The organism is Arthrobacter sp. (assembly GCF_031179985.1).
Taxonomy (GTDB): domain Bacteria; phylum Actinomycetota; class Actinomycetes; order Actinomycetales; family Micrococcaceae; genus Arthrobacter.
On sequence record NZ_JAPSHJ010000014.1, the window covers coordinates 17,627 to 42,232 of the forward strand.

The 24,606-nt window shown below is 63.5% G+C and carries 17 protein-coding genes; 15 read left to right on the plus strand and 2 right to left on the minus strand.

Annotation, left to right across the window (positions count from 1 at the left end; all coding sequences use genetic code 11):
* Positions 1 to 89 precede the first annotated feature (89 nt).
* The 10 genes from RIN13_RS08780 (at position 90) to RIN13_RS08825 (ending at position 15,952) form a co-directional block, all read left to right on the plus strand.
* Positions 90 to 1,439 carry an RDD family protein gene (locus RIN13_RS08780; protein WP_309106955.1) on the plus strand — a complete coding sequence of 450 codons (1,350 nt, stop codon included), beginning with the start codon at positions 90 to 92 and terminating at the stop codon, positions 1,437 to 1,439.
* The gene (locus tag RIN13_RS08785) at positions 1,436 to 2,515 is read left to right on the plus strand and encodes a protein phosphatase 2C domain-containing protein (RefSeq protein ID WP_309106956.1); all 1,080 of its coding nucleotides are present in this window, start codon (positions 1,436 to 1,438) and stop codon (positions 2,513 to 2,515) included. Before RIN13_RS08780 ends, RIN13_RS08785 begins: the two co-directional genes overlap by 4 nt.
* Positions 2,502 to 4,424 carry an FHA domain-containing protein gene (locus RIN13_RS08790; RefSeq protein ID WP_309106957.1) on the plus strand — a complete coding sequence of 641 codons (1,923 nt, stop codon included), beginning with the start codon at positions 2,502 to 2,504 and terminating at the stop codon, positions 4,422 to 4,424. Before RIN13_RS08785 ends, RIN13_RS08790 begins: the two co-directional genes overlap by 14 nt.
* Positions 4,421 to 6,265 carry a serine/threonine-protein kinase gene (locus RIN13_RS08795; RefSeq protein ID WP_309106958.1) on the plus strand — a complete coding sequence of 615 codons (1,845 nt, stop codon included), beginning with the start codon at positions 4,421 to 4,423 and terminating at the stop codon, positions 6,263 to 6,265. Before RIN13_RS08790 ends, RIN13_RS08795 begins: the two co-directional genes overlap by 4 nt.
* Positions 6,266 to 6,323: 58 nt before the next feature.
* Positions 6,324 to 7,028 carry a hypothetical protein gene (locus tag RIN13_RS08800; RefSeq protein ID WP_309106959.1) on the plus strand — a complete coding sequence of 235 codons (705 nt, stop codon included), beginning with the start codon at positions 6,324 to 6,326 and terminating at the stop codon, positions 7,026 to 7,028.
* Positions 7,025 to 11,512 carry an FtsK/SpoIIIE domain-containing protein gene (locus RIN13_RS08805; protein WP_309106960.1) on the plus strand — a complete coding sequence of 1,496 codons (4,488 nt, stop codon included), beginning with the start codon at positions 7,025 to 7,027 and terminating at the stop codon, positions 11,510 to 11,512. Before RIN13_RS08800 ends, RIN13_RS08805 begins: the two co-directional genes overlap by 4 nt.
* Before the next feature lie 175 nt (positions 11,513 to 11,687).
* Positions 11,688 to 14,030, plus strand: coding sequence for an NAD-dependent DNA ligase LigA (gene ligA, locus RIN13_RS08810; protein ID WP_309107016.1), 2,343 nt, complete (start codon positions 11,688 to 11,690; stop codon positions 14,028 to 14,030).
* Positions 14,027 to 14,839: an inositol monophosphatase family protein gene (locus RIN13_RS08815; RefSeq protein WP_309106961.1), complete on the plus strand. Its 813-nt coding sequence runs from the start codon at positions 14,027 to 14,029 to the stop codon at positions 14,837 to 14,839. The genes ligA and RIN13_RS08815 overlap by 4 nt, the downstream gene beginning before the upstream one ends.
* A 133-nt stretch (positions 14,840 to 14,972) precedes the next feature.
* A complete protein-coding gene (locus RIN13_RS08820; RefSeq protein WP_309106962.1) occupies positions 14,973 to 15,485 on the plus strand; it encodes a GNAT family N-acetyltransferase in 513 nt (170 codons plus the stop codon).
* A gap of 83 nt (positions 15,486 to 15,568) precedes the next feature.
* On the plus strand, positions 15,569 to 15,952 hold the full coding sequence (locus tag RIN13_RS08825) for a RidA family protein (RefSeq protein ID WP_309106963.1): 384 nt from the start codon (positions 15,569 to 15,571) through the stop codon (positions 15,950 to 15,952).
* Between the two features lie 112 nt (positions 15,953 to 16,064).
* Here the strand turns inward: RIN13_RS08825 and RIN13_RS08830 are convergent, their stop codons facing one another.
* The gene (locus tag RIN13_RS08830) at positions 16,065 to 16,754 is read right to left on the minus strand and encodes a response regulator (RefSeq protein ID WP_309106964.1); all 690 of its coding nucleotides are present in this window, start codon (positions 16,752 to 16,754) and stop codon (positions 16,065 to 16,067) included.
* Positions 16,747 to 18,462 (minus strand): sensor histidine kinase, encoded by a 1,716-nt coding sequence (locus RIN13_RS08835; RefSeq protein ID WP_309106965.1) that lies wholly within the window; start codon positions 18,460 to 18,462, stop codon positions 16,747 to 16,749. The genes RIN13_RS08830 and RIN13_RS08835 overlap by 8 nt, the downstream gene beginning before the upstream one ends.
* A gap of 213 nt (positions 18,463 to 18,675) precedes the next feature.
* Here RIN13_RS08835 and RIN13_RS08840 point away from each other — a divergent pair, with 213 nt between their 5' ends.
* From RIN13_RS08840 to RIN13_RS08860, 5 genes are all read left to right on the plus strand, one after another.
* Complete coding sequence (locus tag RIN13_RS08840; RefSeq protein WP_309106966.1) at positions 18,676 to 20,163, plus strand: CitMHS family transporter; 1,488 nt, start codon at positions 18,676 to 18,678, stop codon at positions 20,161 to 20,163.
* 127 nt (positions 20,164 to 20,290) lie between these two features.
* Positions 20,291 to 20,587 (plus strand): Asp-tRNA(Asn)/Glu-tRNA(Gln) amidotransferase subunit GatC, encoded by a 297-nt coding sequence (gatC, locus tag RIN13_RS08845; protein WP_309106967.1) that lies wholly within the window; start codon positions 20,291 to 20,293, stop codon positions 20,585 to 20,587.
* 3 nt (positions 20,588 to 20,590) lie between these two features.
* Entirely contained in the window at positions 20,591 to 22,171 is a 1,581-nt protein-coding gene (gene gatA, locus RIN13_RS08850) for an Asp-tRNA(Asn)/Glu-tRNA(Gln) amidotransferase subunit GatA (protein ID WP_309106968.1), read from the plus strand.
* On the plus strand, positions 22,171 to 23,676 hold the full coding sequence (gene gatB, locus RIN13_RS08855) for an Asp-tRNA(Asn)/Glu-tRNA(Gln) amidotransferase subunit GatB (protein ID WP_309106969.1): 1,506 nt from the start codon (positions 22,171 to 22,173) through the stop codon (positions 23,674 to 23,676). Before gatA ends, gatB begins: the two co-directional genes overlap by 1 nt.
* A gap of 223 nt (positions 23,677 to 23,899) precedes the next feature.
* A complete protein-coding gene (locus tag RIN13_RS08860; RefSeq protein ID WP_309106970.1) occupies positions 23,900 to 24,538 on the plus strand; it encodes a DUF5666 domain-containing protein in 639 nt (212 codons plus the stop codon).
* Positions 24,539 to 24,606 lie beyond the last annotated feature (68 nt).

Here is a 24,606-nt window from a genome sequence, read left to right on the forward strand (position 1 = left end):
TACCCGGTAATATCCCGATAGTGCCCGCTCAACCGGGGCACAACTCCGGCCACGGAAATGGGGGCCTTGGACGAGGGGGAGAAGCCGCAATGGCAGCACGACTTGAGGTAGTACCCGCAGCTGCCGGTAAACGCCTTGGCGGTGCCGTGCTCGACTGGCTTCCCGCCTTTGCCGTGCTGGCAGTCAGCTTCACCATCGGTTTCGCCGGTGTGACGCGGACGCTCAGCGGAGGCTTCATCATCTATGACACGTCCACGGTGGTGCTTCTGGGCGGAATCGGCTCGGCTCTCGCACTCGTGTACGCGCTGGTCCTGATGGCCATCGAAGGCCGCACGGGTAACACGCTCGGAAACCAGATCATGGGCATTCGCAGCGCCGACAAGGATGGCTACGCACCTGGCACTGGTCCCGTCTTTCTCCGCGGCGTTATTACGGGGGCAGGCATCATCCTTGGCATCCTGGCGGCGATTGTGCTGGTGGCCCTGAAAGCGTTCGATATAGCGCTCTGGATCGTTGCTCCGCTGTTCCTTCTGGGAAGCGCATGGGCTGTCATCGTGGTCGTCTCCAACACTTGGGATAAGAACGGCAATCTCCGCGGGTGGCACGATGCCGCTGCGAAGACGCTCGTGTTCGATATCAAGGCGGGCAGGAATCCTGTCACCACCGGCGGTATCCAGGGCCCTTACAGCTTCGCGCCGCTTGATCTCCCGCCGGTCCAACAGGTTCCGTCCCCGGTTGCCGGCGCTGCCCCAGCGGCACCGCAGGTAATAAACGCCCAGCAGCTGAACCTGCAGGGCAACCAGGCTTCTGAAGCTCCGGCTCCAGGCGTTGCCGCATTGGACCCGAACAAATGGCAGGCCCCTGCAACACCCCAGCCCTGGTCGGCCCCGGCTGCCGGGCAGGCTTCACCTCTGGCCCAACTGCCGGCGCAGGCCCAACTGCCGGCGCAGGCCCAGCTGCCGGCGCAGGCCCAGCCTGCACAGGTAAACCAGCCTGCCGCGCCAGCTCTACAGGCACCGGCATCCCAGCCCTATTTCGCCGTAGCCCATCCCGATGACGACCACGAGCGTACCCAGCTGAAGGGCGGCGCACAGCTGCCCGCGCCGTTGGCTGTCCTCCGGATCCGGCTCGACGACGGCCGCGACTTCGAGCTCGACCGCACCGTTCTGATCGGGAGGAATCCCGCTGCCCATTCCGGGGAGCAGGTAGCGCAAATACTGGCCATCCAGGATCCGGGCCGTTCCATTTCCAAAACCCATCTTCATCTCCTTTCGGACCGTGACGGGATCTGGGTCACTGACCGGAATTCCACCAACGGCAGCGCCGTCACCACCCCCGACGGCGTCCGCACACCGTTGCAGGCAGGCCAGCCGGCATACGTCAGCCCAGGTTCCACCGTCCACTTCGGTGACCGCACCTTTCACCTAGGACAGGCATGAACACCGAGCCGGACTCCACCACGCCTCCTCAGCACGCCGAACACGGACTACAGCTGAGCTGCGGTTACGGAACGGACCGCGGATTGCGGCGGGAACTGAATGAAGATTCGTTCATTGCATCGGATCCGGTGTTTGCCGTGGCTGATGGGATGGGCGGCCATGAGGCGGGGGAGATCGCCAGCGGCATCTGTGTTCGGGTTTTGGCGGGAATGCCGCAACTGGCCACAGGCGAGCGTACCGCGACGGCCGCCGTCGTCCAGCAGTACCTGATGACGGCGGATGAGCGCATCCGGGAAGCCACCGGCTCAAGGGCAGGCACTACGCTCACGGGTGCCGTAGTGGTTGAGCAGATGGGCCTGCCATATTGGCTTGTGATGAACATCGGTGACTCCCGGACATATCGGCTCAGCCAGGGCGGATTCTCACAGGTCACCGTGGACCACTCCGAAGTCCAGGAACTGGTCGACGCCGGTGAGATCACGCCGGAGCAGGCAACCGTCCACCCTCGGAGGCACGTGGTGACGCGGGCCCTCGGCACGGGCGACGAAACCGAGGCGGACTACTGGCTCCTTCCCGTTGAAGAGGGCGACCGCATCCTGATCTGTTCGGACGGGCTCAATGCCGAACTCACCGATGAGCACATCTTCCGAATCCTCAGTACTGTGGGCCACCCCCAGGATGCAGTTGACGCCCTGATCCAATCCGCACTTCGCAGCGGCGGCCGGGACAACGTCACAGTCATCGTGGTTGACGCCAAGAACGTCCTGAACGACGCCGGCGCTGTCACCACAGCACCACGCTCGGTGGTTGCGGCCGAGGAAGAGGACACGCTTCCGAGGAACCTGATCGACGCCGGAATGGATGACTCGCAGCAGGAAAGTCACGAGGCTGGCGGAGAAAAGGATCCGTCGCCAGGTTCGGGAGCGGATTCGGAGCCAGATTCAGACGCGGGTTCAGCGGCGGTGCCGGAGACCACGCAAGAGGCGTCCGATACCGACATGGAACAGGCGCCACAGGCCGAAGGCAGCCCTGCCGCCGTCCAGGAAGACAGGGAGCAAGGTCATGGTCTCCAGTAGTTACAGCCCGGGGAGCTGGATCGGTGTTGTCCGGTCCGGCATGGCCGTATTGCTGCGTCCGGAGGCCGACCCCGCGCTGGTCCATTCCCTCTGGGGGCTGTTGGGAAATTCCCCCGAGGTCCATGAGGTCCTCCATGCTGTTACCAGTGCTTCCGGCGAATCATTGGCTCAGATCCCGTCGTTCGGCATTGTGGACTTCACGCATTCCCTTCGCGTTTTCCTCCGCGGCGATATCGAGCTCACAGCCCACCTGACAGAGGGCCCTGTTGATCTCAACGGTCGTGATGTCACCACCTGGACTGAACGTCATCTGGCGGATCCACAGTGGTACACAGTGAAGGCTCCTGGCGGGAATGCCGGAGGCGCCGAGTTGCCGTTGGCCGATGGCGTTGTGCTGTTGCAAGGCCTGCGGATGGACCGTGAAGGGGTTTCTGCTGTGCAGGTTCCGCTGGCCAGGGTGCCCTCCGCGCTGCTGGCGGAACCCGATGTTCCCGAGCCCCAGCTCGTGGCAAGGCAACTGCCGGAACCGCCGGTCCAGACGCCGCAGGTGCCGGAACGGCCCGTAGAGGCTGTGCCGGAACTGGTGCCTGCTCCCGCCGTCGTGGTCCTCCCCGAAGACAACGTGCGCGAAGAGAACCTGCCGGAAGAAGACCTGCCGGAAGAGGACCTTCCCGAAGAGAACCTGCCGCAAGAGGACCTGCCGGAAGCGAACGCGCCGGAAGCAACCGATAAGGAAGCGGTTGATCACGGGGTCTCGCAGGAGACCGTGATGGGCATCCACGACGACGATGAAGAATATAATGACGACGTCGCCGACTCTGTTGAACCGGTTGAAGAACCTGATTCCGCCGCAGTCCTCTTTGTGCCCGAGGAGGTCGCGGCCGTCGAAATGACAGGCAGCTACGATCACCTCTGGGAAAAGACAGTGATGCGGAACATCGAGGATGCCGCTGTTCGGGTAGACCCGGATGCCGACGAGGCTGCCCAAGGGACAAGCGCTGGGCCTGCAGTGACCAGCAAGGAACCAGCAGAAGAGGTCCCTGAAGCAGCGGACCAACCTTTGGCAGTCTCCTTCCAAGAGCACGTCCAGGAGCCAGCCCAACAGCCTGCTGAGCCATCAGCCGCACCGCTCCAGCAGGGCGGTTTGATCGACTCGGTGCCTTGGCGCAGCGGTTCCGCGGCCTCCGGCTTGATGCCTCCTTCCTTTAGCGCACCGTCCAATCCCCAGCCGTCCAATCCACTGTTCATTGTGCCTTTCCGTGGGCAGCCGAACATGCCCGCGTCCGGCAATCGGTCCGAGCAGCCGCTCCCGGTGGTAGCGCCCGTCCTGCCGCTGGTGGACGACAGTGACCATGACGGTCAGACCATCATGAAAAGTGATCTGGCCGGAATGGCAGCAGCCGGCCAGGCTTCCGTCCCCGGCAACGGTGACGCGAACGGTGGCGGGACAGGGCCCAGGGTCCTCGCCCGCGTTTGCCCGCTAAACCACGCAAATCCTCCTACTCATTCCGAATGCTCCACGTGCCACCAGCCTCTTCCCGATGATGCAGTCCAGGTTCCGCGGCCTGCGCTGGGCCGGATGCGGGTGTCCACGGGCGAGCTGATAGATCTGGACCAGTCGATGATTGTGGGGCGGCAGCCTTCTGTTTCCCGTGTTCAGGGCGGAGTCATGCCCAGGCTCGTCCAGGTGGCCAGCCCGAGCGGAGACATCTCACGTTCCCACGTGGAGGTGAGGCTCGAGGGCTGGCACGTTATGTTATGCGATCTGAAGGCCACGAACGGCACAGTCCTGGTCCGCGAGGGGCAATCTCCACGGCGGCTGGCTCAAGGTGAGATGGCCATTCTCCTGGACGGGGACATCGCCGAACTCGGTGATGACATTTCCTTACGGTTTGAGGAGATCCGTTGAGTTCCAAACGTCCCCCCGCTCCACCACCCCGTATTCCCGGCTTCACCTACGTCAGCCTCCTGGGCTCCGGCGGCTTTTCGGATGTGTACCTCTATGAACAGGACAGGCCCCGCCGCAAGGTGGCCGTCAAAGTTCTGCTTTCCGGCCTGAAAACTGATGGGGCCCGACGACGCTTTGAGTCTGAGGCCAACCTCATGGCTCAGCTGTCCTCGCACCCGTATATCGTGACCATCTTCGAAGCAGAAGTGACCGACGACGGCCATTCCTATCTGGCCATGGAGTACTGTTCCAGGCCAAGTCTGGATATCAGGTACCGTCGTCAGCGTTTCAGCGTGGACGAAGTCCTCGCCGTGGGCATCCAGGTGGCCTCCGCCGTCGAAACCGCCCACCGTGCCGGCATCGCCCACCGGGACATCAAGCCCGCCAACATTCTGGTCACTGATTACAACAGGCCTGCCCTGACCGACTTCGGCATTTCAGGGACCCTGGGAAGCGACGCCGATGAGGACGCCGGGATGTCCATTCCCTGGTCCCCGCCGGAGCAGTTCCGGGACGGTCCGGTGGACGGCATCATGGTGGACGTTTGGGCGCTGGGAGCCACGCTGTACACCCTACTGGCCGGGCGGTCTCCCTTTGTCATGCCGGGTGCCGACAATTCCCAGCGTGAGCTGATTTCGCGTATCTCCAATATGCCGGTTCCACGGCTCGGCCGCGCCGACGTCCCTCAGTCCCTTGAGCTGGCATTGTCGACGGCGATGGCCAAGTCCCCGACTTCCCGGTACTCCTCGGCTCACGCCTTTGCTCTTGCACTCCAGCGCATCCAGGCTGAACTGAACCTGTCCGTGACGCCCTTTGAGGTTTTGGAAGAGCCGCAGCACGACGACGGACACCCGGATGACGGCTTCGAAGAGACACGGGTTCGGAGCGTCGCTTCGATCGACCCCGAGTTGACCGGCAGCGCTCCCACGTTCCCCGCACGTACCCGCCCCCTCGCCGGTGAACCGACCCGTCAGCCAGCCGGGCAGCCGATCGGGCCGAAGTCTCAGACGCCTGCTCCCTCGGTGGCTCCTCCACCTGCTTCCCAGGTACCGGGGCCACAGTTGTTCACGCCCAAACCCGAGGATCGTACGGAGGTTGGATGGCAGGTTCCCGGCACGGCTTACGCAGCGGGGAACACCACCGAACAGGACGATTCAGCCCAGGCAACTATGCTGCGCGGACCAAGGGCGGTAGCTCCGGCCCGGTCAGCTGACGGCCTTGGCCCACAGGCTGGCGCTGGCCCACAGGCTGGCGCTGGCCCACAGGCTGCCCCTGGACAGTACGCTGCACATCAGGACGTCCGGGATGATGACTTGGCCGCCACGGTCAACCGGCCCCGGGCAATGGGAGCGGCAGATGCCGAGGAAGGTCCCGGGGACACCGGGAAACGGAACCTCTGGCTGGCAATCGCCGGTGGAACCATTCTGGTTGTGGCGATCATCCTCGGAATAACGTTGTCCCAGACGAGGCCCGAACCGCACGTAGTCGCTACTGAACAGTTCAGCCAGCCACCCGCTGATCCCTTGGACGATGGCGTCGTTCCTGATGTCGAGAATTTGACGGCAGTCGATGGAGCACCGGGCAAGGTGATTTTCACGTGGACCAACCCCAGTCCGAAACCGGGCGATGTCTATAAATGGAACCTTGATGGCGGACCTGTCGAGTCCACGACTGAGACCAGGGCTGAGATTATTGCAAACCCGCCCGGAAAGTTCACGTGCATCTCGGTGATAGTAGTTCGTCAGGATGGCACTGCTTCGGCTGGACTGACCATGGGCTCACGCCTATGCCATTCACTCTAGGACCAAGAAAAGATTACGGAACTGATCCGGGCATTGCCCTACAAGGAGGCACGGAAATATGGGGGATCTAGCAATAGATTTCTGTGGTGAGTGGCATGAGCCCTCAGACGAGGATGTCTTCAGCATCGGCCGCGAGGGTGACCTTGAGGTGGACGACAACCCCTACCTGCATCGGAGATTCCTCCAGATAGCCCATTATGACGGGATCTGGTGGCTCAGCAACGTCGGCAGCATGCTCTCCGCCACCATCGCGGACGGTTCGGGCGGAATGCAGGCCTGGCTTTCACCGGGGGCCCGGATCCCGCTCGTCTTCAGCCACACCAACGTGATCTTTACCGCTGGTCCAACGACGTACGAGTTTGCCGTGCACCTGAAGACTCCGTCTTTCCGGCAGGAGGTCCGCGACGACGAGAGCGGAGGGGATACCACCATCGGGCCCGTGGTCTTCACAGACTCCCAGAAGGCGCTGATCGTGGCCCTGGCTGAACCGATGCTCCGCCGTGAAGGAACAGGCTTCAGCGCCATTCCATCGTCGGCCGCGGCAGCAAAAAAACTGGGCTGGGCCCTGACCAGATTCAACCGAAAGCTGGACAACGTGTGCGACAAACTGGACCGGGTCGGCGTGGCCGGACTGCGCGGCGGAGGCGGGAAGCTGGCCACCAACAGGCGCGCCCGTCTCGTGGAACACGCCGTGACATCCCATTTGGTAACTGTCGATGACCTGTATTTGATCGAAAAGATGAGGGGAGTCGAAGAAGGGTGAGAATCCGACTGACGTTGCGCCGTGACCCGGCCGAAGCGAAGGATCTGGCCGTTACCGTGGACGGGCTGGCCACGGTGGCTGACATCGCCGTCGAGCTCTGGACCGCAGATCCGGAACGGCGCGGCACTCCGGCACCCCCCAACCTCACCCTGAGCATCGACGAAGCCTTTGTGGCCGGCGGCATGACGGGCAACGTCCTCAACAGGACGGACAACCTTTTGGAGTCGGGGCTCCGGCCGGGTTCCGTGGTTTCGCTGACGCAGGTCAGTGACCAGTTCGCCGTCCCGGGGGCCAACCGGGGACCGGCCGCGGCAACGCTCCGGATCCTGACAGGCCCCGACGTCGGCCAGGAATTTTCGCTGCCCACCGGAACCAGCTACATCGGCCGGGGCCGGGACGTGGACATCCGGTTGTCGGACCCTATGACGTCGAAGCGGCACGCCCGGATTACGGTGGGCGAGACGGTGGAGATCGTGGACACGAACTCCGCCAACGGGCTCATCATGGACGGACTACCCGTCACCCGGGCCACGTTGAACTCTTCAGACACCCTGATGCTCGGAGACACCACGGTGGCTGTGGTGTCCCTGTCACGCAACCAGGCGGCAGCACCGACGTCGCCCCTCGTCGATTTCAACCGTTCCCCCAGGGTGGTGCCGCGCTTCGAAACTCCCAAGCGGATGCTGCCGGCCGGGCCGAAACGTCCGGATAACCACCCTTTTCCGTTCGTCATGCTCATCGCCCCGTTGATGATGGGCACCGTTCTGTGGATCGTGACCCAGAACGCCATGTCGGCGATGTTTATGGCCATGATGCCGCTGTTCATCGTCGGGCACTATGTGGACCAAAGGATGCGCAGTAAGCGGGAGCGGAAGGAACAACTGAAGCAGTTCCGTGAATCAATGGCAGCGTTCCGGCGTGACATCACCGAGCTCCAGCACGTTGAGCGTTCAGTACGCCTTCAGGAGGCGCCGTCCGTCAGCGACACAGTTGACTCCATCTACAAACTCGGCCCGCTCCTCTGGACCCACCGGCCTGAACACGGCGGCTTCCTGGGGATCCGTTTTGGCCTGGGTACTCTTCCGTCGAGAGTTCCCCTTGAGGAACCGGGCAGCAACGACACCGAGCCGGAGTTCATGCAGGAGATCCAGGACTGCATTAAGCAGTTCCAGATCATCGAAGGCGTACCGGTGGTGTCCCAGCTCCGTTCAGCAGGCTCGTTCGGGCTGGCCGGCGCCCGTGGTCTCGTCGACGACGTCGCGCGGGGAGTAGTCCTCCAGGCCGTCGGTTTGCATTCGCCCGCGGAGGTGGTGGTTACTGCCATCACCTCGGCTCAATCAAAGGACCGGTGGGGCTGGCTGCAATGGCTCCCGCACGTCGGATCAGGGCATAGCCCGCTGAACGGGGACCACCTCGCGGCCGGCTCGGCGAGCGGATCCACGCTCCTGGCCCGCCTTGAAGACCTGATCGAGCAGCGTGAGGCGGCGGCCAAGATCCAGGGTCCGCAGGCCAGGCCAGCCATCGAAGCGGACAAAGAGGAACTTCCCGGCCCGGTGTTGCCCTCGGTCCTGGTCATTGTCGAGGACGATGCTCCAGTGGACCGTGGACGGCTCACCCGGCTCGTGGAGCGGGGACCGGATTCAGGCGTGCACGTGATGTGGGTTGCTACCAGCGTCCAGTCCCTGCCTGCAGCCTGCCGGGACTTTATGGTGGTCGACGGCGATCACGGAACCACTACCGGTCAGGTCCGGCTCGGGCGCCACACATACCCTGTCAGCTGCGAGAGCCTGGACGCTGAGCTCGCCCAGCAGCTTGCACGGATGCTCTCACCCGTCGTTGACGTCGGTAAACCTGTCGACGACGAATCCGACCTTCCCCGGGCAGTGTCCTATGCGACGCTGATCGGGAAGGACTTCATGGACAACCCGCAGGCAGTGGCGGACCGCTGGAAGGAAAACAATTCCGTCCGGGCCACGGCCGTCCCCAACCGCAAGGACAACGGCACCCTCCGCGCCCTGGTCGGGTCGAAGGGCATAGAACCTCTGTACCTGGACCTGAAAAACGAGGGTCCGCACGCCCTGGTGGGTGGAACCACAGGTGCCGGTAAATCGGAGTTCCTGCAGTCCTGGGTGATGGGCATGGCCGCCGCCTACAGTCCGGACCGCGTCAGTTTCCTGTTTGTCGACTACAAGGGCGGGGCAGCCTTCGCTGACTGCCTCCACCTCCCTCACACCGTGGGACTGGTTACCGACCTGTCGCCGCACCTGGTGCGCCGTGCGTTGACATCCCTGCGGGCGGAGCTGCATTACCGGGAACACCTGCTGAACCGGAAGAAGGCCAAGGATCTTCTGGGCCTTCAACGCGAAGCTGACCCTGAAGCGCCGCCGTATCTGATCATCATCGTGGACGAGTTCGCGGCCCTCGCCACAGAAGTACCGGAATTCGTGGACGGGGTAGTGGACGTCGCTGCCAGGGGAAGGTCCCTGGGACTGCACCTGATCCTGGCCACACAGCGGCCGGCAGGCGTCATCAAGGAAAGCCTCCGCGCCAACACCAACCTCCGTGTCGCACTGCGGATGGCCGATGAGGACGACGCCACAGACATCCTTGGCGTTCCCACTGCCGCCTACTTCGACCCATCCATTCCCGGGCGAGGTGCCGCCAAGACCGGTCCGGGCCGCATCCAGGGCTTCCAGACCGGGTATGCGGGTGGCTGGACCACGGAAAAGCCACAGCGTCCCCAGATCGACATCGTGGAAATGGCCTTCGGCTCAGGGGCAAGCTGGGAGCCTCCTGCACCGGAAAACCCCGTCAAGGAAGAGCCGGCCGGGCCCAATGATATTGCCCGCATGACCGCGAATATCATCAAGGCCGCTGACGTGCTGGCCATTGAAGCCCCGCGAAAGCCGTGGCTGAACGAGCTCGCCACGACCTACGATTTTTCCAAGCTCCCCAATCCCCGGACCGATGAGCGGCTCCTGCTGGGTGTGGCGGATGACCCCGCCCACCAGGACCAACCGACCGTCTTTTATGAGCCGGACCGGGATGGCAACATGGCCATCTACGGAACCGGCGGTTCCGGCAAGTCGGCCGCCCTAAGGGGAATCGCCATCGCGGCGGCAGTGACACCCCGGGGTGGACCGGTTCATGTTTACGGCATTGACTGCGGTTCTTCAGGACTGAAAATGCTCGATGAACTCCCGCACGTCGGCGAGGTGATCAGCGGCGACGACGTCGAGCGGGTAGGGCGCCTGTTGCGCTGGTTGCGCGATATCGCCGATGACAGATCAGCCCGCTTCGCCGAAGTCCGGGCATCCACCATTGTGGAGTACCGCAAACTCTCAGGCAGGCCTGACGAAAAGCGGATCTTCGTGCTGGTGGACGGTATGTCGGCCTTCCGCGAGACGTATGAGTTCAGCAGGCTGTCTGCGCTCTGGGACATCTTCCTGCAGCTCGCCACTGACGGCCGGCCCCTTGGTATCCACCTTGTGGTGGCAGGAGACCGCCCCAACTCGGTACCGGCATCGCTGTTGGCATCCATCCAGCGGCGGCTTGTCCTGCGGTTGTCCTCTGAGGACGACTACATGTCAGTCGATGTGGCCAAGGACGTACTGAGCAAAACGTCTCCGCCAGGCCGCGGGCTCCTCGGGAACAACGAAGTTCAACTGGCCGTGCTCGGCGGGAACTCCAACCTCGCCCTCCAGGCAAGGGAAGTGCACAAGCTCGCCCAGGCGATGCTTCGTCAAGGGGTGGAGAAAGCGCCGCAGATCGAACGGCTGCCGGACCAGGTGGACCTGGACATCCTTCCGGCGGGACGTCCGGACGCGCCGGTGATCGGCGTGGACGACGAAACGCTGCAACCAGCCGAAATTCTAGCGAAGGGACCGCTGCTGTTGGCCGGTCCCCCTGGTGCCGGCAGGACCGTGGCCCTGGTAACCATGGCCTACGCCCTCCGCCGCTCCAACCCGAACACGGAGCTTATCTATATCGGATCCCGCCGCTCAGCAGTAGCTTCTCTCCGGGTCTGGAACCGCTCCCTCGTGGGAGTGGACGATGTCCAGGAGGCCCTGGACGATCTGACGGAGTACTCCACGGGCAACCCGGGGAGCCTCGCCATTTTTATCGAAGGCCTTACTGAATTCACGGACACCATGGCGGAATCCGGCATCGGGCGCCTCGTGACGGCATCGATCAAGGCGGACCAATGGGTGGTGGGCGAATCCGAAACGTCCACCTGGTCCTCGGCCTGGTCCCTCGCGCAGCCGTTCAAGTCCGGCCGCCGCGGCCTGCTCATCAATCCGGGAGACATTGAGGGGGACAGCCTGCTCAACACCTCGTTGGGCCGGATCAGCACTGAATTCATTCCCGGACGGGGCTACATCGTCGGGAGGGGCAAGGTGCGCAAACTCCAGGTGGCCCTGCCCCCGGAGGACCGTGCCTATGGGGAGTCAGCCCTCAGCGGGGTCGGTGCGGCCGGCGTCTAAGGCAGATCTGGCGGTTGGAGTCCGCTGACACGAAGGCCCGGAAGCGCTGTGCAGGTTCAGGCGGCGGTCCGGGCCTTCCTGTTTACTGCTTCTGATTACTGCCTTCTGGCGGCCGGACATTGTCGCCCCCTTAAGGCAAGATAGGTCTGTGAGCACAGCACCGGGAAATGAAGCACTGGCAGACGACGCAGCACCGGCAGAAAAGGCAGCACCGGTCCAAACTTCCTCCGGCGCGGTACCACCCGAAGACCTGCGGGAAGAGTATGAGGCCCTGGCCGATCAGGTCCGCAAACACCGCTTCGCCTACTACCAGCAGGACGCACCGCTTATTTCGGATGCCGGGTTCGACGAGCTTTACCGTCGGCTGGAAGCACTGGAGGCCCTGCATCCGGAACTCGTGTCCAACGATTCCCCCACCCAGGAAGTCGGCGGAGAAGTTTCCGCGGCGTTTGCCGCCGTCGAGCATCTGCAGCGGATGTACAGCCTGGAGGACGTCTTTTCCCTCGAAGAGCTGAAGGCATGGATCACCAAGGCAGAGGCCTCCGTGGCAAAGCTGGGTGGGAACAATAACGGGCGCCCCAAATGGCTGACAGAGCTCAAAATCGACGGCCTCGCCGTCAACCTTCTCTACAGGGACGGGAAGCTCGTGCGGGCCGCCACACGTGGAGACGGCACCACGGGTGAGGACATCACCCACAATGTCCTGACCATCAAGGAGATCCCCCAGGAGCTCAAGGGCAGCGGCTTTCCGGCAGAAATGGAAGTGCGGGGAGAAGTCTTCATTCCTTCCGAAGCCTTCGCGGAGTTCAATGCAGCCCTGATCGAGGCTGGAAAGGCCCCGCTTGCCAATCCGCGAAACGCGGCCGCCGGCTCCCTGCGGCAAAAGGACCCCGCCGAAACCGCTAAACGCCCGCTCCGGATGTTCGTTCACGGAATCGGCGCCCGCGAAGGCCTGGACACCGGGAGCCAGTCAGAAACATACCGCCAGCTCGAGAGCTGGGGGCTGCCGGTGAGCCCTTATTTCGAGGTGCTCGATGGTCTTGAGGGCATTCTTGACTTCATTGCCCGTTACGGCGAAAAGCGCCACAAGCTGATGCATGAAATCGACGGCATCGTGGTCAAAGTCGATCACTTCGGCACGCAGCGCGCCCTCGGCTACACCACGCGCGTGCCACGCTGGGCGGTTGCGTACAAGTATCCGCCGGAGGAAGTCCACACGAAGCTGCTGGACATCGCTGTCAACGTCGGCAGGACAGGCCGGGTTACTCCGTTCGGCGTGATGGAGCCCGTCAAGGTCGCCGGATCAACCGTGGAAATGGCGACGCTTCACAATCAGGATGTTGTCAGGGCCAAGGGCGTGAAAATAGGTGACATTGTGGTCCTCCGGAAGGCTGGCGACGTCATCCCGGAAATTGTAGGGCCGGTCCTGGCCTTGCGCGATCTGCAGGACCCTCCGGTCCGGGACTTCGTCATGCCCACCGAATGCCCGTCCTGCGGAACTTCGCTGGCGCCGGCCAAAGAGGGCGATGTGGACATTCGTTGTCCAAATGCGCGTTCGTGCCCGGCCCAGCTTCGCGAGCGGGTTTTCCACCTGGCCGGACGCGGCGCCTTTGACATCGAGGCACTTGGTTGGGAGGCGGCGATCGCCCTTACCCAACCTGCCGAGCCGGAGACCCCTCCCCTCACCACGGAAGCCTCGCTTTTCGACCTCAAGCCCGAGGACCTGGCGAATGTGCGGATCCGTCGTGAGAAGCGCTCCAAGGGTGTGGGCACCGGAGAATATGAACTCGTGCCGTATTTCTTTTCGAAGCCCACGGCCAAGTCACCCTCGAAACCCACGGCCAATACAGAGAAGCTCTTCAAGGAACTCGAGAAAGCCAAGTCCCAACCGCTGTGGCGGATTCTCGTGGCGCTGTCCATCCGCCATGTTGGCCCCCGTGCTTCGCGTGCGTTGGCCACTGAATTCGGCAGCATGGACGCCATCCGCCGGGCTTCCGAGGACCAGCTTGCCCATGTCGACGGAGTCGGACCGACCATCGCCGCGGCCGTGACGGAATGGTTTGCTGAAGACTGGCACCGGGAAATCGTCGATGCCTGGGCTGCGGCCGGAGTGCGGATGGAAGACGAACGGGACGAATCAACGCCTCGGACCCTGGAGGGCCTCACCATTGTTGTCACCGGAAGTCTTGAGCATTTCAGCCGGGATGAAGCAAAAGAAGCCATCCTGATCCGTGGCGGGAAAGCGTCAGGTTCGGTCTCGAGGAACACGAGCTATCTGGTGGCCGGTGAAAGCGCCGGAACCAAGCTGGACAAAGCGGAGCAACTGGGTGTTCCCGTGTTGGACGAGGAAGGCTTCCGGGAGTTGCTGGCGAACGGACCGGCAAAAGCGACGGGCGGGGAACCTGAATCCGCCGCAGACGACGCCAATGCAGCCCCTGCCGGCAGCCCCGGCGGGGACACGGAGCCCGCAGAGGACAACGACGACGTGCAACTCCACAATGCGGGAGGCGCTCAATGAGTCAGGACCATACCCAACTGCTGGAACTGGCCAAGGAAGCCGCTGCCGCCGGTGCGGCTGTCCTGGCCAGCCGGAACGCCGCCGAGCTGAAGGCGAGCAACAAAGGCGCTGCCGGCGACTGGGTGACGGCTTTCGACGTCGCTGCTGAAAACGCAGTCCGTGATGTCCTCGTCCGGGCCAGGCCTGAGGACGCCATCACCGGAGAGGAATACGGTACGCACGTGCCGGCGTCGCCCAGCGGTTACCGCTGGTCCATCGATCCCTTGGATGGAACCACCAACTTCATCCGCAACATCGTTTACTACGGAACATCTGTGGCGGTCGCGGATCCCGACGGCGTCTGGCTGGCCGGGGTGGTCAACGCCCCTGCCCTGGGCAAGTTGTTTTACGCCTCCAGAGGTCAGGGCGCCTGGCTGGAGGAGGGTGGCCACGTCACCCGTCTGAACGGCCCCGAGCCCGGTCGTCCCGGGCAGATCCTGGCATCAGGATTCAGCTATGACCCCGAGGTTCGGGCCGAGCAGGCAAACGCCCTGGCCGGCTTTATGGAGGGCTTCGCGGACCTGAGGAGGCTCGGCTCCGCTGCCTTGGATCTTTGCCTTGTGGCTGACGGTACCCATGACGCCTACGGCGAACGGGGGCTCAACGAGCATGATTTCGCGGCTGGGGCGCTGATCGCCGAGGAGGCCGGCTGCTGGGTGCGCCGTCCCCGTCTTACCAGCCCGCTCGATGGCGGTCCCTCCCTTGAGGAGCGCTTGTCCGCGTGGACATGTGCGGGCACGCTGGACATGTCAGGCAAGTTCCCGCTCTGAGCTTTGAGCCTGGTGCTGGCGGCGGGGCCCGGAGTCTTGTGCCGCGCCGGGAGTGGGCGTCGGGAGTGATAGTTCAATCACGGAAACGATGCTTTCGCGGTGATATCCCGGAAGCCCCTATTAGCATGGCCACGTGCCTTCGCAGATTCTCATACGCCCCGCTGTCCCCGCAGACTACGATTCCGTAGCGCGCATTACACGGGACTCCTACCTGGCTGCCGGCTACTTCGAAACCGCCGAGCACCCCTACATGCGGCAGATTCAACAAGTGGATGCCCGGGCCGCGAAAGCTACGGTATGGGTGGCTGAGCGTGCGGGGAAAGTGATTGGCTCGGTGACGTTGGCCGTGGCTGGCGAACCCTTCGCGGACATTGCCCTGGAGGATGAACTGGAGTTCCGCATGCTGGTGGTGGATCCGGCGGTCCAGCGAAGCGGGGCAGGCAAAGCCATGGTGGAAGCCATTCTTGACTACGCCGGCTCCCTGGACGGGATCCGAGGAGTCTCACTGACCACCGGCATGACCTGGGAAAGCGCCCACGGGCTCTATAAGAAGACCGGGTTCCAGAGGGTGCCTGACCGTGACTGGCTCGTCCCGGGCACCGACATAAAGCTGCTCGTTTACCGGCGGGACCTCCCGGCGACCTAAAGTAGTGCCGACTCCATGACCCTGCTGCATTCGGTGACGGCAAAGAGCCGTCCGCCAGGATGCTGCACTGCGAAAGGCACACGATGCGCAAGACGTTTGGCTCCGGCTCCGCCTGGGAAAAGATCCTTGGTTATTCACGTGCCGTGCAGGTGGACAACACGCTCTACATTTCCGCTACCGCTGCCAGCGGCGAGGACGGGATTGTGGGCGAGGACTTCTACACGCAGACCAAATTCATCCTCGGGAAGCTGGGCAGGGTACTCGCCGATGCCGGGTTTGAGTTCTCTGATGTGGTCCAGTCCAAGCTCTATCTGACGGACATCAGCCAATGGGAAGAGGCGGGCCGCGCCCACGGCGAGGTTTTCGGGGAAATCCGCCCCACCCTGTCACTGGTTCACGTGCTGCCGTTCCTTGACCCCAAAATGCTGGTGGAAATCGAACTCGTAGCCCAGAAGAGCGCCAGCTAGCTTCGCACCCATCCCGCGCGAACTGGCAGGAAATGACCGCAACACCGTGTGCTGAGGGCACGCCTGCCAGTTCGGGCTCCGGGAAGCCGGGCCGGCTCCGGGAAGCCGGGGCCTAGTTGTCTGTTCGTGCCGCCCCGGAGGACGCAGGCGGAAGTCCGTAGCGGTGCTCGGGCCGGCCGGTGGTGCCGTAGCGAAGCTGGATATCGACCGAGCCGTCATCCGCCAGGGAGGACAGGTACCGTTGCGCAGTGGCGCGCGAGACGCCCACCCTCGCGGCAACCTCCGCGGCCGAATACTGTTCCCCCCGGACCAAGGACTCCAGGACAGCTGCTTCCGTTGCCGACCGGGGCCGCGCCGAGGGGCTGACCTCACCGGGAACCAGCGCGCGTTTGGCCCGCTCGACAGTCTCTTGATCGACGTTTCCCGGCTGGGCGAGGATACGGCGGTAGCGGGCATAGGAGCGCAGCTGCTGGGACAAGGACTCCGAAGTGAAAGGCTTGAGCAGATACGCCAGGGCACCGCGGCGGAAGGCAAGCCGCAACGATCCGGTGTCCGAGGCCGCGCTCAACATCATGGTGTCGACGTCGAGCTGCCGGAGCAGGTCCAGGCCCGACGCGTCGGGAAGGTACACGTCCAGCAGCACCAGATCCGGGCGCAGGCTGTGGATGGCCTTGAGGGCCTGGGAGGCAGAACCTACGGGAGCCAACGCAAGGAATCCCGGCACCGAATCCACGTAGGCAGCATGGAGTTTGGCAACGTGGAAATCGTCATCCACAATCAGCACCCTGAAATCCTCAGACATCGTTGTCCCTTCCTGATGAAACCGTTATGCCGGTGTCCGTGGTGCCCGGCAAGGTAGCCATGAACACCGCTCCCGGTCCTCCGGCGGTACCCTTCTCAAGGACAGTGACGTCCCCGCCCCGCCGCCGGGCCAGCTGGCGGGCGAGGGCGAGGCCCAGTCCCTGGCCCCCGGAGGAGCGAGCCGGCGTCGTCGAACTCCCTGCAGTGGTGAACCCCTCCGAAAACACATCGTCAACGTGGCCAGGGTCCAGTCCGTCCCCGGAATCGGCCACCACAATGTGCAGGGTTCCCCCGTCCTCGCCCGGGGCATCCAGAGCCTCCACTTCAACCCAGCGATCGGCAGCCGCACCCGCGACGGCGGCATTGACGGCATTGTCGATGAGGTTGCCAAGCACAGTAGTGACATCCTGGGGATCTGTGACATGTCCGCGCACCAGTGTTTCCGGGCCGATGCGCAACGCAACGCCCCGCTCATGGGCTTCCACACCTTTGGCTCCGACAAAAGCCTGAAGATATGGATCCTGCAGCAATTCAGCCTGGTCCACCGGAAATTTCAAAGGGCCCGTCGCCACCAGCTGCTTCAGATAGTCCTGCGCCTGCCGGAACTGTCCGATGCTCATGAATCCCGCAAGGGTGTGCATCTGATTCGCGAATTCGTGACGCTGGGCCCTCAACGCCGTGGACATGGTCCCAACAGCGTCGAGTTGGCGCGTCAGATGCTGCAACTCGGTGCGGTCCCGCAGCATGATGACCCAGCCGAGGTCCTCTTTCCGGTGCAGGGCTTTCCGTGCGCTTGCGACGACCACCCGGGCACCGACAACAAGTTCGATTGCATCCCTCTCCTGGCCGTCGGGTTCCGTCAGTGCTTTCAGCTGGGCGGGAAGCGGGGCCCGGGTCCAGGGAGTCCCTGTCAGATCGTCGCAGTCGAGAAGCCTCTGGGCTGCTGTGTTGAAGACACTGATCCTGCCGTCGCCGGAGATGCCGATAACGCCCTCGTCCACACCCTGAAGGACAGCAACCTGGTCGTGGACAAGGGTGCTGATTTCCTCCGGTTCCAGTCCCAGCGTGAGCCGCTGCAGGTGGCGTCGCAAAAGGAACGATGCGAACACGCCGGCGAGGAGGGCTCCGGCCGCCGTCACTGCAATGGGGACAATATCCCGGGCAAGGCTCCGGGAGATGCTCTCCGTGGAATATCCCACGCTTACCTCGCCGACGATGGCCGGAGAGTCAGGGGCAAAAACGGGCACCTTTGCCCCGGCGGAAGGACCCAGCGTGCCTGTGTTCCGGGTGGTCACTTCCTTGCCCGCGAGCGCATCGGAAGGATCTGTGCTTACCTTTTCCCCCAGACGGTCGGCGTCAGGGTGGGCCAGTCGGAGTCCAGTCTCGTCGGTGATGACCACAAAGAGTGCCCCGGTGCGGTTGCGGGCACCTTCCGCCGCAGCCATGAGGGGGCCCTTTATCAGCACTGATGCCGGGGGAGTGCCCTCCTTCTGGCTGATGGACTGCACCTCGGCACGGACAGAAGGATCCGAAGCTACGGTTCGGGCCAGCGTGAGCGCCTGGTTTTCCGCCTCGCGGCCTAAACGGTCATAGGTGAGCCACGCGTGCATTGCCCCGCTGAGCAGGACTACGAGCAATACGACGCCAAGCTGCAGGAAGAGGGTCTGTGTCGAAAACCGCAGGGGAAGACGGGTTGTGGAGCGCTTCATGATCCTCCTGCCGATCCCCTCAATCTAACTGACCCTTGCTGAGCGGGCGTTGAATGCATCTGCCACATGGCTGTGAGCTAAATGAGCAAAATGCTCCCAATAAGCAGTATGCCAATCAATTGAGCCAAAGGCACAGCCGTGATCGAGGCCACTATAACGTCTGTATCGCGCATCACACCGTTGTGGTGCTGTTCACAGGAAAAGGAGCCGGCCGTGCTGGTATTACTTGGATTCGCCATGATCGCAGTATTCATGGTGCTGATCATGACGAAGAAGTTGACGCCGGTCCTGGCGCTGATCATTGTTCCCACCGTATTCGGATTGTTTGCAGGCGCTGGCCTGGGCATCGGCGACATGGTCATGGACTCAATGAAGTCCATGACCTCCACCGCTGCGCTGCTGATGTTCGCCATCATCTACTTCGGCCTGATGATTGACGTCGGGCTGTTCGATCCGTTGGTCCGGTTCATCCTGCGCAAGCTCGGCAACGACCCCGCAAAGGTCGTACTGGGCACGGCGATCCTGGCGGCAGCAGTATCCCTGGACGGCGACGGTTCCACCACATTCATCCTCACCACGGCTGCCATGTTGCCGATCTACCTCCGGCTGAAGATGAGCCCCGTGGTCCTGACCTGCGTTGCCGGCCTGGCCAACGGCACCATGAACATCCTTCCATGGGGAGGGCCCACGGCACGCGCCGCCTCCGCGCTGAAGATCGACGTCAACGACGTCTTCGTTCCGATGATCCCGTCCCTGATCGCAGGCCTGGTTGTAGTCTTCGTGTTCGCCTGGCTGCTGGGCCTTCAGGAGCGCAACCGGCTTCGGGCAACGGCTCCCGAGGTCTGGGGCGATCTTTCGGATCCGTCCGACGCGTTCGACGGCGGCACCCCGGCCCTGGGCGGTCCGGGTGCGACGGGTATATCCGGTAGCGGCCGCAGCGGAGGCAGGAGTGACGCAGCTGCCGGCGGAAGCCCCGCCGTCGGGGGCTCAGCAGTTGCGGTCCTGGACCATCCTGAATTGCTGGTTGATGACAAGGATTCAGCCATGGCAGACACCGCACTGGACCCCAACCGCAAGACCTTGCGCCCTAAGCTCCAGTGGTTCAACCTTGGCCTGACTGTTGCCGTCATGGGCATGCTCATCGCTGACCTCGTGCCCCTGCCATACGTCTTTATGGTGGGCTCGGCCATCGCCCTGCTGGTGAACTTCCCCAGGGTCAAGGACCAGGCCACCCAGCTCATCGCCCACGCGCCGTCGATTGTTGCCGTGGTCAGCATGGTCATGGCCGCCGCTGTACTGACCGGCGTGCTCACCGGCACCGGCATGGTCGAGGCCATGTCTGCCTGGCTGGTGAATATCATCCCGTCCCAGATGGGTCCCTTCATGGCCGTGATCACCGGGGTCCTGAGCATCCCGATGACGTTCTTCATGAGCAACGACGCGTTCTACTTCGGCGTGCTGCCCGTTCTGGCCGAGACGGCCGGCCACTACGGCATCAGCGCCGCGGACATGGCGCGCGCCTCCATCACCGGCCAGCCGTTCCACCTGCAGAGCCCGTTGGTTCCCGCTATCCTGCTGCTCGTCTCCCTCGCAAAGGTTGACCTCGGCGACCACCACAAAAAGGTGCTGTGGCGCACGGCCGTTATTTCCCTCGTGATGCTCGGGGTGGGAGTCCTTACAGGAGCGATAGGAATCGGCTAACCTGAAATTGCCGGCGGCTTGCCGTCTGGCCGGTTGTGCCCGTCTCACGCCCGCTGGGGGTCGTCAGGCGGGCACACTGTTGCCACGTAGACTATGGGGGAAACCAACTACCTTGCAGGGGAGATCCATGGCTGCGATCAACCGTGACGACGTCGCGCATCTTGCGCGGCTGGCGCACATCGAGATGAGTCCTGACGAGCTCGACAGAATGGCAGGCGAACTCGCCGTCATCGTTGACGCCGTGAAGTCGGTGAGTGAAGCCGCCGGTGATGACGTCCCGGCGACGTCCCATCCCATCCCGCTCACCAACATTTTCCGTGAGGACGTCGTGGGGCACACGTTCACCGCAGAAGAGGCATTGTCCGGCGCGCCGGATGCCCATGAGAAGCGGTTCAAGGTTCCGGCAATCCTGGACGAGGACTGAGACATGACTGAATACAACACCACCGGTACAAGTGCCTCCGAGCTCATCCGCAACTCCGCCGCGCAGCTGGCTGAGAAGCTTGCGGCCCGCGAGGTTTCCGCCGTCGAGGTCACCCAGGCGCACCTGGACCGCATCGCCGCAGTAGACGGCGGCGACAGGGGAGTCCACGCCTTCCTGCACGTCAACACCGAAGAAGCGCTGGCCGTTGCCGCCGAGGTGGACAACATCCGCGCCGCCGGCGGAGCCGCAGCAGAAGAGTTGCACGCGCTCGCCGGCGTGCCCATCGCCGTCAAGGACCTCATCGTCACTGTCGGCCAGCCCACCACGGCGGGCTCCAAAATCCTCGAAGGCTGGCACAGCCCGTATGACGCCACGGTCGTGAAGAAGCTGCGCGCCGCGAAGATGCCCATCCTGGGCAAAACCAACCTTGACGAGTTCGCGATGGGTTCCTCCACGGAGCACTCCGCCTTCGGACCCACCCGCAACCCGTGGGACCTGGACCGCATCCCCGGTGGTTCCGGCGGTGGCTCCGCTGCCGCCGTCGCGGCCTTCGAAGCACCCCTGGCCCTCGGCACGGACACCGGTGGCTCCATCCGCCAGCCCGGCGCCGTGACCGGAACCGTAGGCGTCAAGCCCACGTATGGTGGCGTTTCCCGCTACGGCGCCATCGCCATGGCTTCTTCCCTCGATCAGATCGGCCCCGTATCACGCACGGTACTGGACTCGGCCTTGCTGCATCAGGTAATCGGCGGGCACGATCCCTTCGACTCCACCTCACTGCCGGATCCCCTCGCTGACCTTGTTGCCGCTGCGTGCATCGGCAACATCGAGGGCATGAAAATCGGCATTGTCAAGGAACTTCACGGCGAGGGCTACCAGGCCGGCGTCGAGAACCGTTTCAACGAGTCCCTTGAGCTGCTGAAGCAGGCCGGAGCCGAAATCGTTGAGGTCTCATGCCCCAACTTCAAGTACGCGCTGGGTGCCTATTACCTGATCATGCCCTCCGAGGCCTCCTCCAACCTGGCCAAGTTCGACGGCGTCCGGTACGGCCTGCGGGTCCTCCCCGAAGACGCGCCGATGACCATTGAACGCGTGATGGGAGCCACCCGCGCAGCCGGCTTCGGCGACGAAGTCAAGCGGCGCATCATCCTTGGCACCTACGCCCTGAGCGCCGGCTACTACGACGCCTACTACGGGTCTGCGCAAAAGGTCCGCACCCTGATCCAGCGTGACTTCGAGGCCGCCTTCGCCAAAGCTGACGTCCTGGTTTCGCCCACGGCACCCACCACCGCATTCAAGCTCGGTGAGAAGCTGGACGATCCCCTGGCCATGTACCTCAACGACGTCGCCACCATCCCCGCCAATATGGCGGGTGTACCAGGCCTGTCCCTTCCCGGCGGACTGGCCGACGAGGACGGGCTCCCCGTGGGCATCCAGCTCCTTGCTCCGGCCCGTGAAGATGCCCGGTTGTACCGCGTTGGTGCAGTCCTTGAATCATTGCTCGAGGCGAAGTGGGGTGGCCCCATCCTGGCCAGTGCGCCGTCGCTGACTGAGCTTGTCACCACACCCGGAGGTTCACGCTGATGTCCGACCCGATCCTGACCTTCGACGAGGCCATGGAGAAGTACGATCCCGTCCTGGGGTTCGAGGTCCACGTGGAGCTCAACACCAAGACCAAGATGTTCTCCTCGGCGCCCAACGTGTTCGGTGACGAGCCCAACACAAACGTCAACGAGGTGGACCTTGGCATGCCCGGCGTCCTGCCCGTGCTGAACAAAACGGCCGTGGAATCATCCATTAAGATCGGCCTCGCACTCAACTGCAAGATCGCCGAGTACTGCCGCTTTGCCCGGAAGAACTACTTCTACCCGGACACCCCAAAGAACTTCCAGACTTCGCAGTACGACGAACCCATTGCGTATGACGGCTACCTGGACATTGAGCTCTCCGACGGAACGGTGTTCCGCGTCGAAATCGAACGGGCGCACATGGAGGAGGACGCCGGCAAGCTGACCCACATGGGCGGATCCGCCGGCCGCATCCAAGGTGCCGATTACTCCCTGGTGGACTACAACCGCGCCGGTGTTCCTCTGGTCGAGATCGTCACCAAACCCATCCAGGGTGCCGGCTCGCGGGCTCCGGAACTGGCCAAGGCCTATGTGGCCGCGGTCCGTGAAATCGTGAAAAACCTCGGCGTTTCGGATGCCAGGATGGAACGCGGCAACGTCCGCTGTGACGCCAACGTTTCGCTCCGCCCGCACGGCCGCGAACGCTTCGGCATCCGGTCCGAGACCAAGAACGTGAACTCCTTGCGCGCCGTCGAACACGCCGTCCGCTACGAGATCCAGCGGCACGCCGCGGTTCTGGACTCGGGCGAGCCCGTGGTCCAGGAAACCCGCCATTGGCACGAGGACACCCGCACCACCACGTCCGGGCGGGCCAAGTCCGACGCCGACGACTACCGCTACTTCCCGGAGCCTGACCTGGTTCCCGTCGTGGCTTCCCGCGAATGGGTCGAGGAACTGCGGGCGACTCTGCCCGAGCCCCCGGCCGAGCGGCGCAAGAGGCTGCAGGCCGACTGGGGCTATTCGGATCTGGAATTCCGCGATGTCGTCAACGCCGGTGTGATGGACGAGATCGAAGAAACCATTGCCGCTGGCGCCACTGCATCGGTGGCCCGTAAGTGGTGGATGGGCGAGATCGTCGGGCGCGCCAAGAACGCCGACGTCGATCCCGGCCAGCTGGGTGTTGCGCCTGCCACCATCGTTGAGCTGAACAAGTTGGTTGAAGACGGCAAGATCAACAACAAGATGGCCACGGAAGTACTCGACGGCGTGCTCGCCGGCGAGGGCACTCCGGCGGAGATCGTGGAGAAGCGCGGCCTCGCCGTGGTGTCCGACGACGGCCCGCTCCTGGAAGCCATCGACGCGGCCCTCGCCGCGCAGCCCGACGTCGCAAACAAGATCCGCGGCGGCAAGGTGCAGGCCATCGGAGCAATTGTTGGCGGAGTCATGAAGGCAACGCGCGGACAAGCCGATGCGGGCCGGGTGCGCGAGCTGATCCTGGAAAAGCTTGGCGTCGAAGCCTGAGTCGAGGCCTGAGGTTTTTTCCTTCCCAACCGGGTTGCAGTGAACGTTGTTTTGAGCAGTCAAAACAGCAACAACTGCGACCCGGTCGGGTTTGGGACCGGGGAAGTCTGCAGCAGAATTGCCGGATCTGAACTTGTGTCAATCTTGTGCATTCGCCGCTGCTTCCGGTCGTAAACTGCTCACAGGGCGCCGGTGTCCACTCGGCGCGGTGGGAGGAAGTGCCATGGTTACTCAGGAGCCCAGGAACATACGTAAAGCTGCCCTCGTGGGCACCATTGCAGTCGCGCTGACCGGAACGGGAGCAGCTGTCGCATGGTCGGCCGGTGATCCGCCCAACAACGGCCAGTCCCAGTCAGCCACCCCGCCGGGCCATTCTGAGGACAAGGGACAGAAGAACAGGCCGGACAAGGCCCAGCGAGGTCAGGCCCTGCATAGCGAGACCGTGGTCAAGAACAGCGATGGTTCCTTCCAGACCGAGGTCTCCCAGCGTGGAACGGTGGAATCAGTCAGCGAGAACTCCGTCACGGTCAAGAGCGAGGACGGGTTCAGCCAGACCTACGCCATCAACGCTGAAACACGGATCACCAAGCTTCCGCCACTGGCAGAGGATGGCTCCGCACCCACTGATGAGTCGGGGAAGCGGCTCAAGCCCACCGATGTCAGCGCAGCGGACCTGAAGGCCGGCGACACCGTCCGCGCCCAGGGGATCAGGGACGGCGACTCGGTTACAGCCGAAAAGATTGTTGCCGGGGTAGCTCCGGACGGACGCGGGAACGGTATGGGCTTCGGCAGGGATCACCGGCCAGGCAAGGATCACGCCAAAGGCAATGGCAAGTCCCTGGGCAAAGATCAGGCACCCTAGGCGGAACGCCTGAGCCACCAGAGCCGCTCGGGACGCGCAAACGGTCGGAGGACACCCAAATTTAGGTG

Coding starts and splice junctions, on each gene's coding strand:
- RIN13_RS08780 (WP_309106955.1), top strand. CDS start 90: ATGGCAGCACGACTTGAGGTAGTACCCGCAGCTGCCGGTAAACGCCTT.
- RIN13_RS08785 (WP_309106956.1), top strand. CDS start 1,436: ATGAACACCGAGCCGGACTCCACCACGCCTCCTCAGCACGCCGAACAC.
- RIN13_RS08790 (WP_309106957.1), top strand. CDS start 2,502: ATGGTCTCCAGTAGTTACAGCCCGGGGAGCTGGATCGGTGTTGTCCGG.
- RIN13_RS08800 (WP_309106959.1), top strand. CDS start 6,324: ATGGGGGATCTAGCAATAGATTTCTGTGGTGAGTGGCATGAGCCCTCA.
- RIN13_RS08815 (WP_309106961.1), top strand. CDS start 14,027: ATGAGTCAGGACCATACCCAACTGCTGGAACTGGCCAAGGAAGCCGCT.
- RIN13_RS08825 (WP_309106963.1), top strand. CDS start 15,569: ATGCGCAAGACGTTTGGCTCCGGCTCCGCCTGGGAAAAGATCCTTGGT.
- RIN13_RS08830 (WP_309106964.1), bottom strand. CDS start 16,754: ATGTCTGAGGATTTCAGGGTGCTGATTGTGGATGACGATTTCCACGTT.
- RIN13_RS08835 (WP_309106965.1), bottom strand. CDS start 18,462: ATGAAGCGCTCCACAACCCGTCTTCCCCTGCGGTTTTCGACACAGACC.
- gatC (WP_309106967.1), top strand. CDS start 20,291: ATGGCTGCGATCAACCGTGACGACGTCGCGCATCTTGCGCGGCTGGCG.
- gatA (WP_309106968.1), top strand. CDS start 20,591: ATGACTGAATACAACACCACCGGTACAAGTGCCTCCGAGCTCATCCGC.
- gatB (WP_309106969.1), top strand. CDS start 22,171: ATGTCCGACCCGATCCTGACCTTCGACGAGGCCATGGAGAAGTACGAT.
- RIN13_RS08860 (WP_309106970.1), top strand. CDS start 23,900: ATGGTTACTCAGGAGCCCAGGAACATACGTAAAGCTGCCCTCGTGGGC.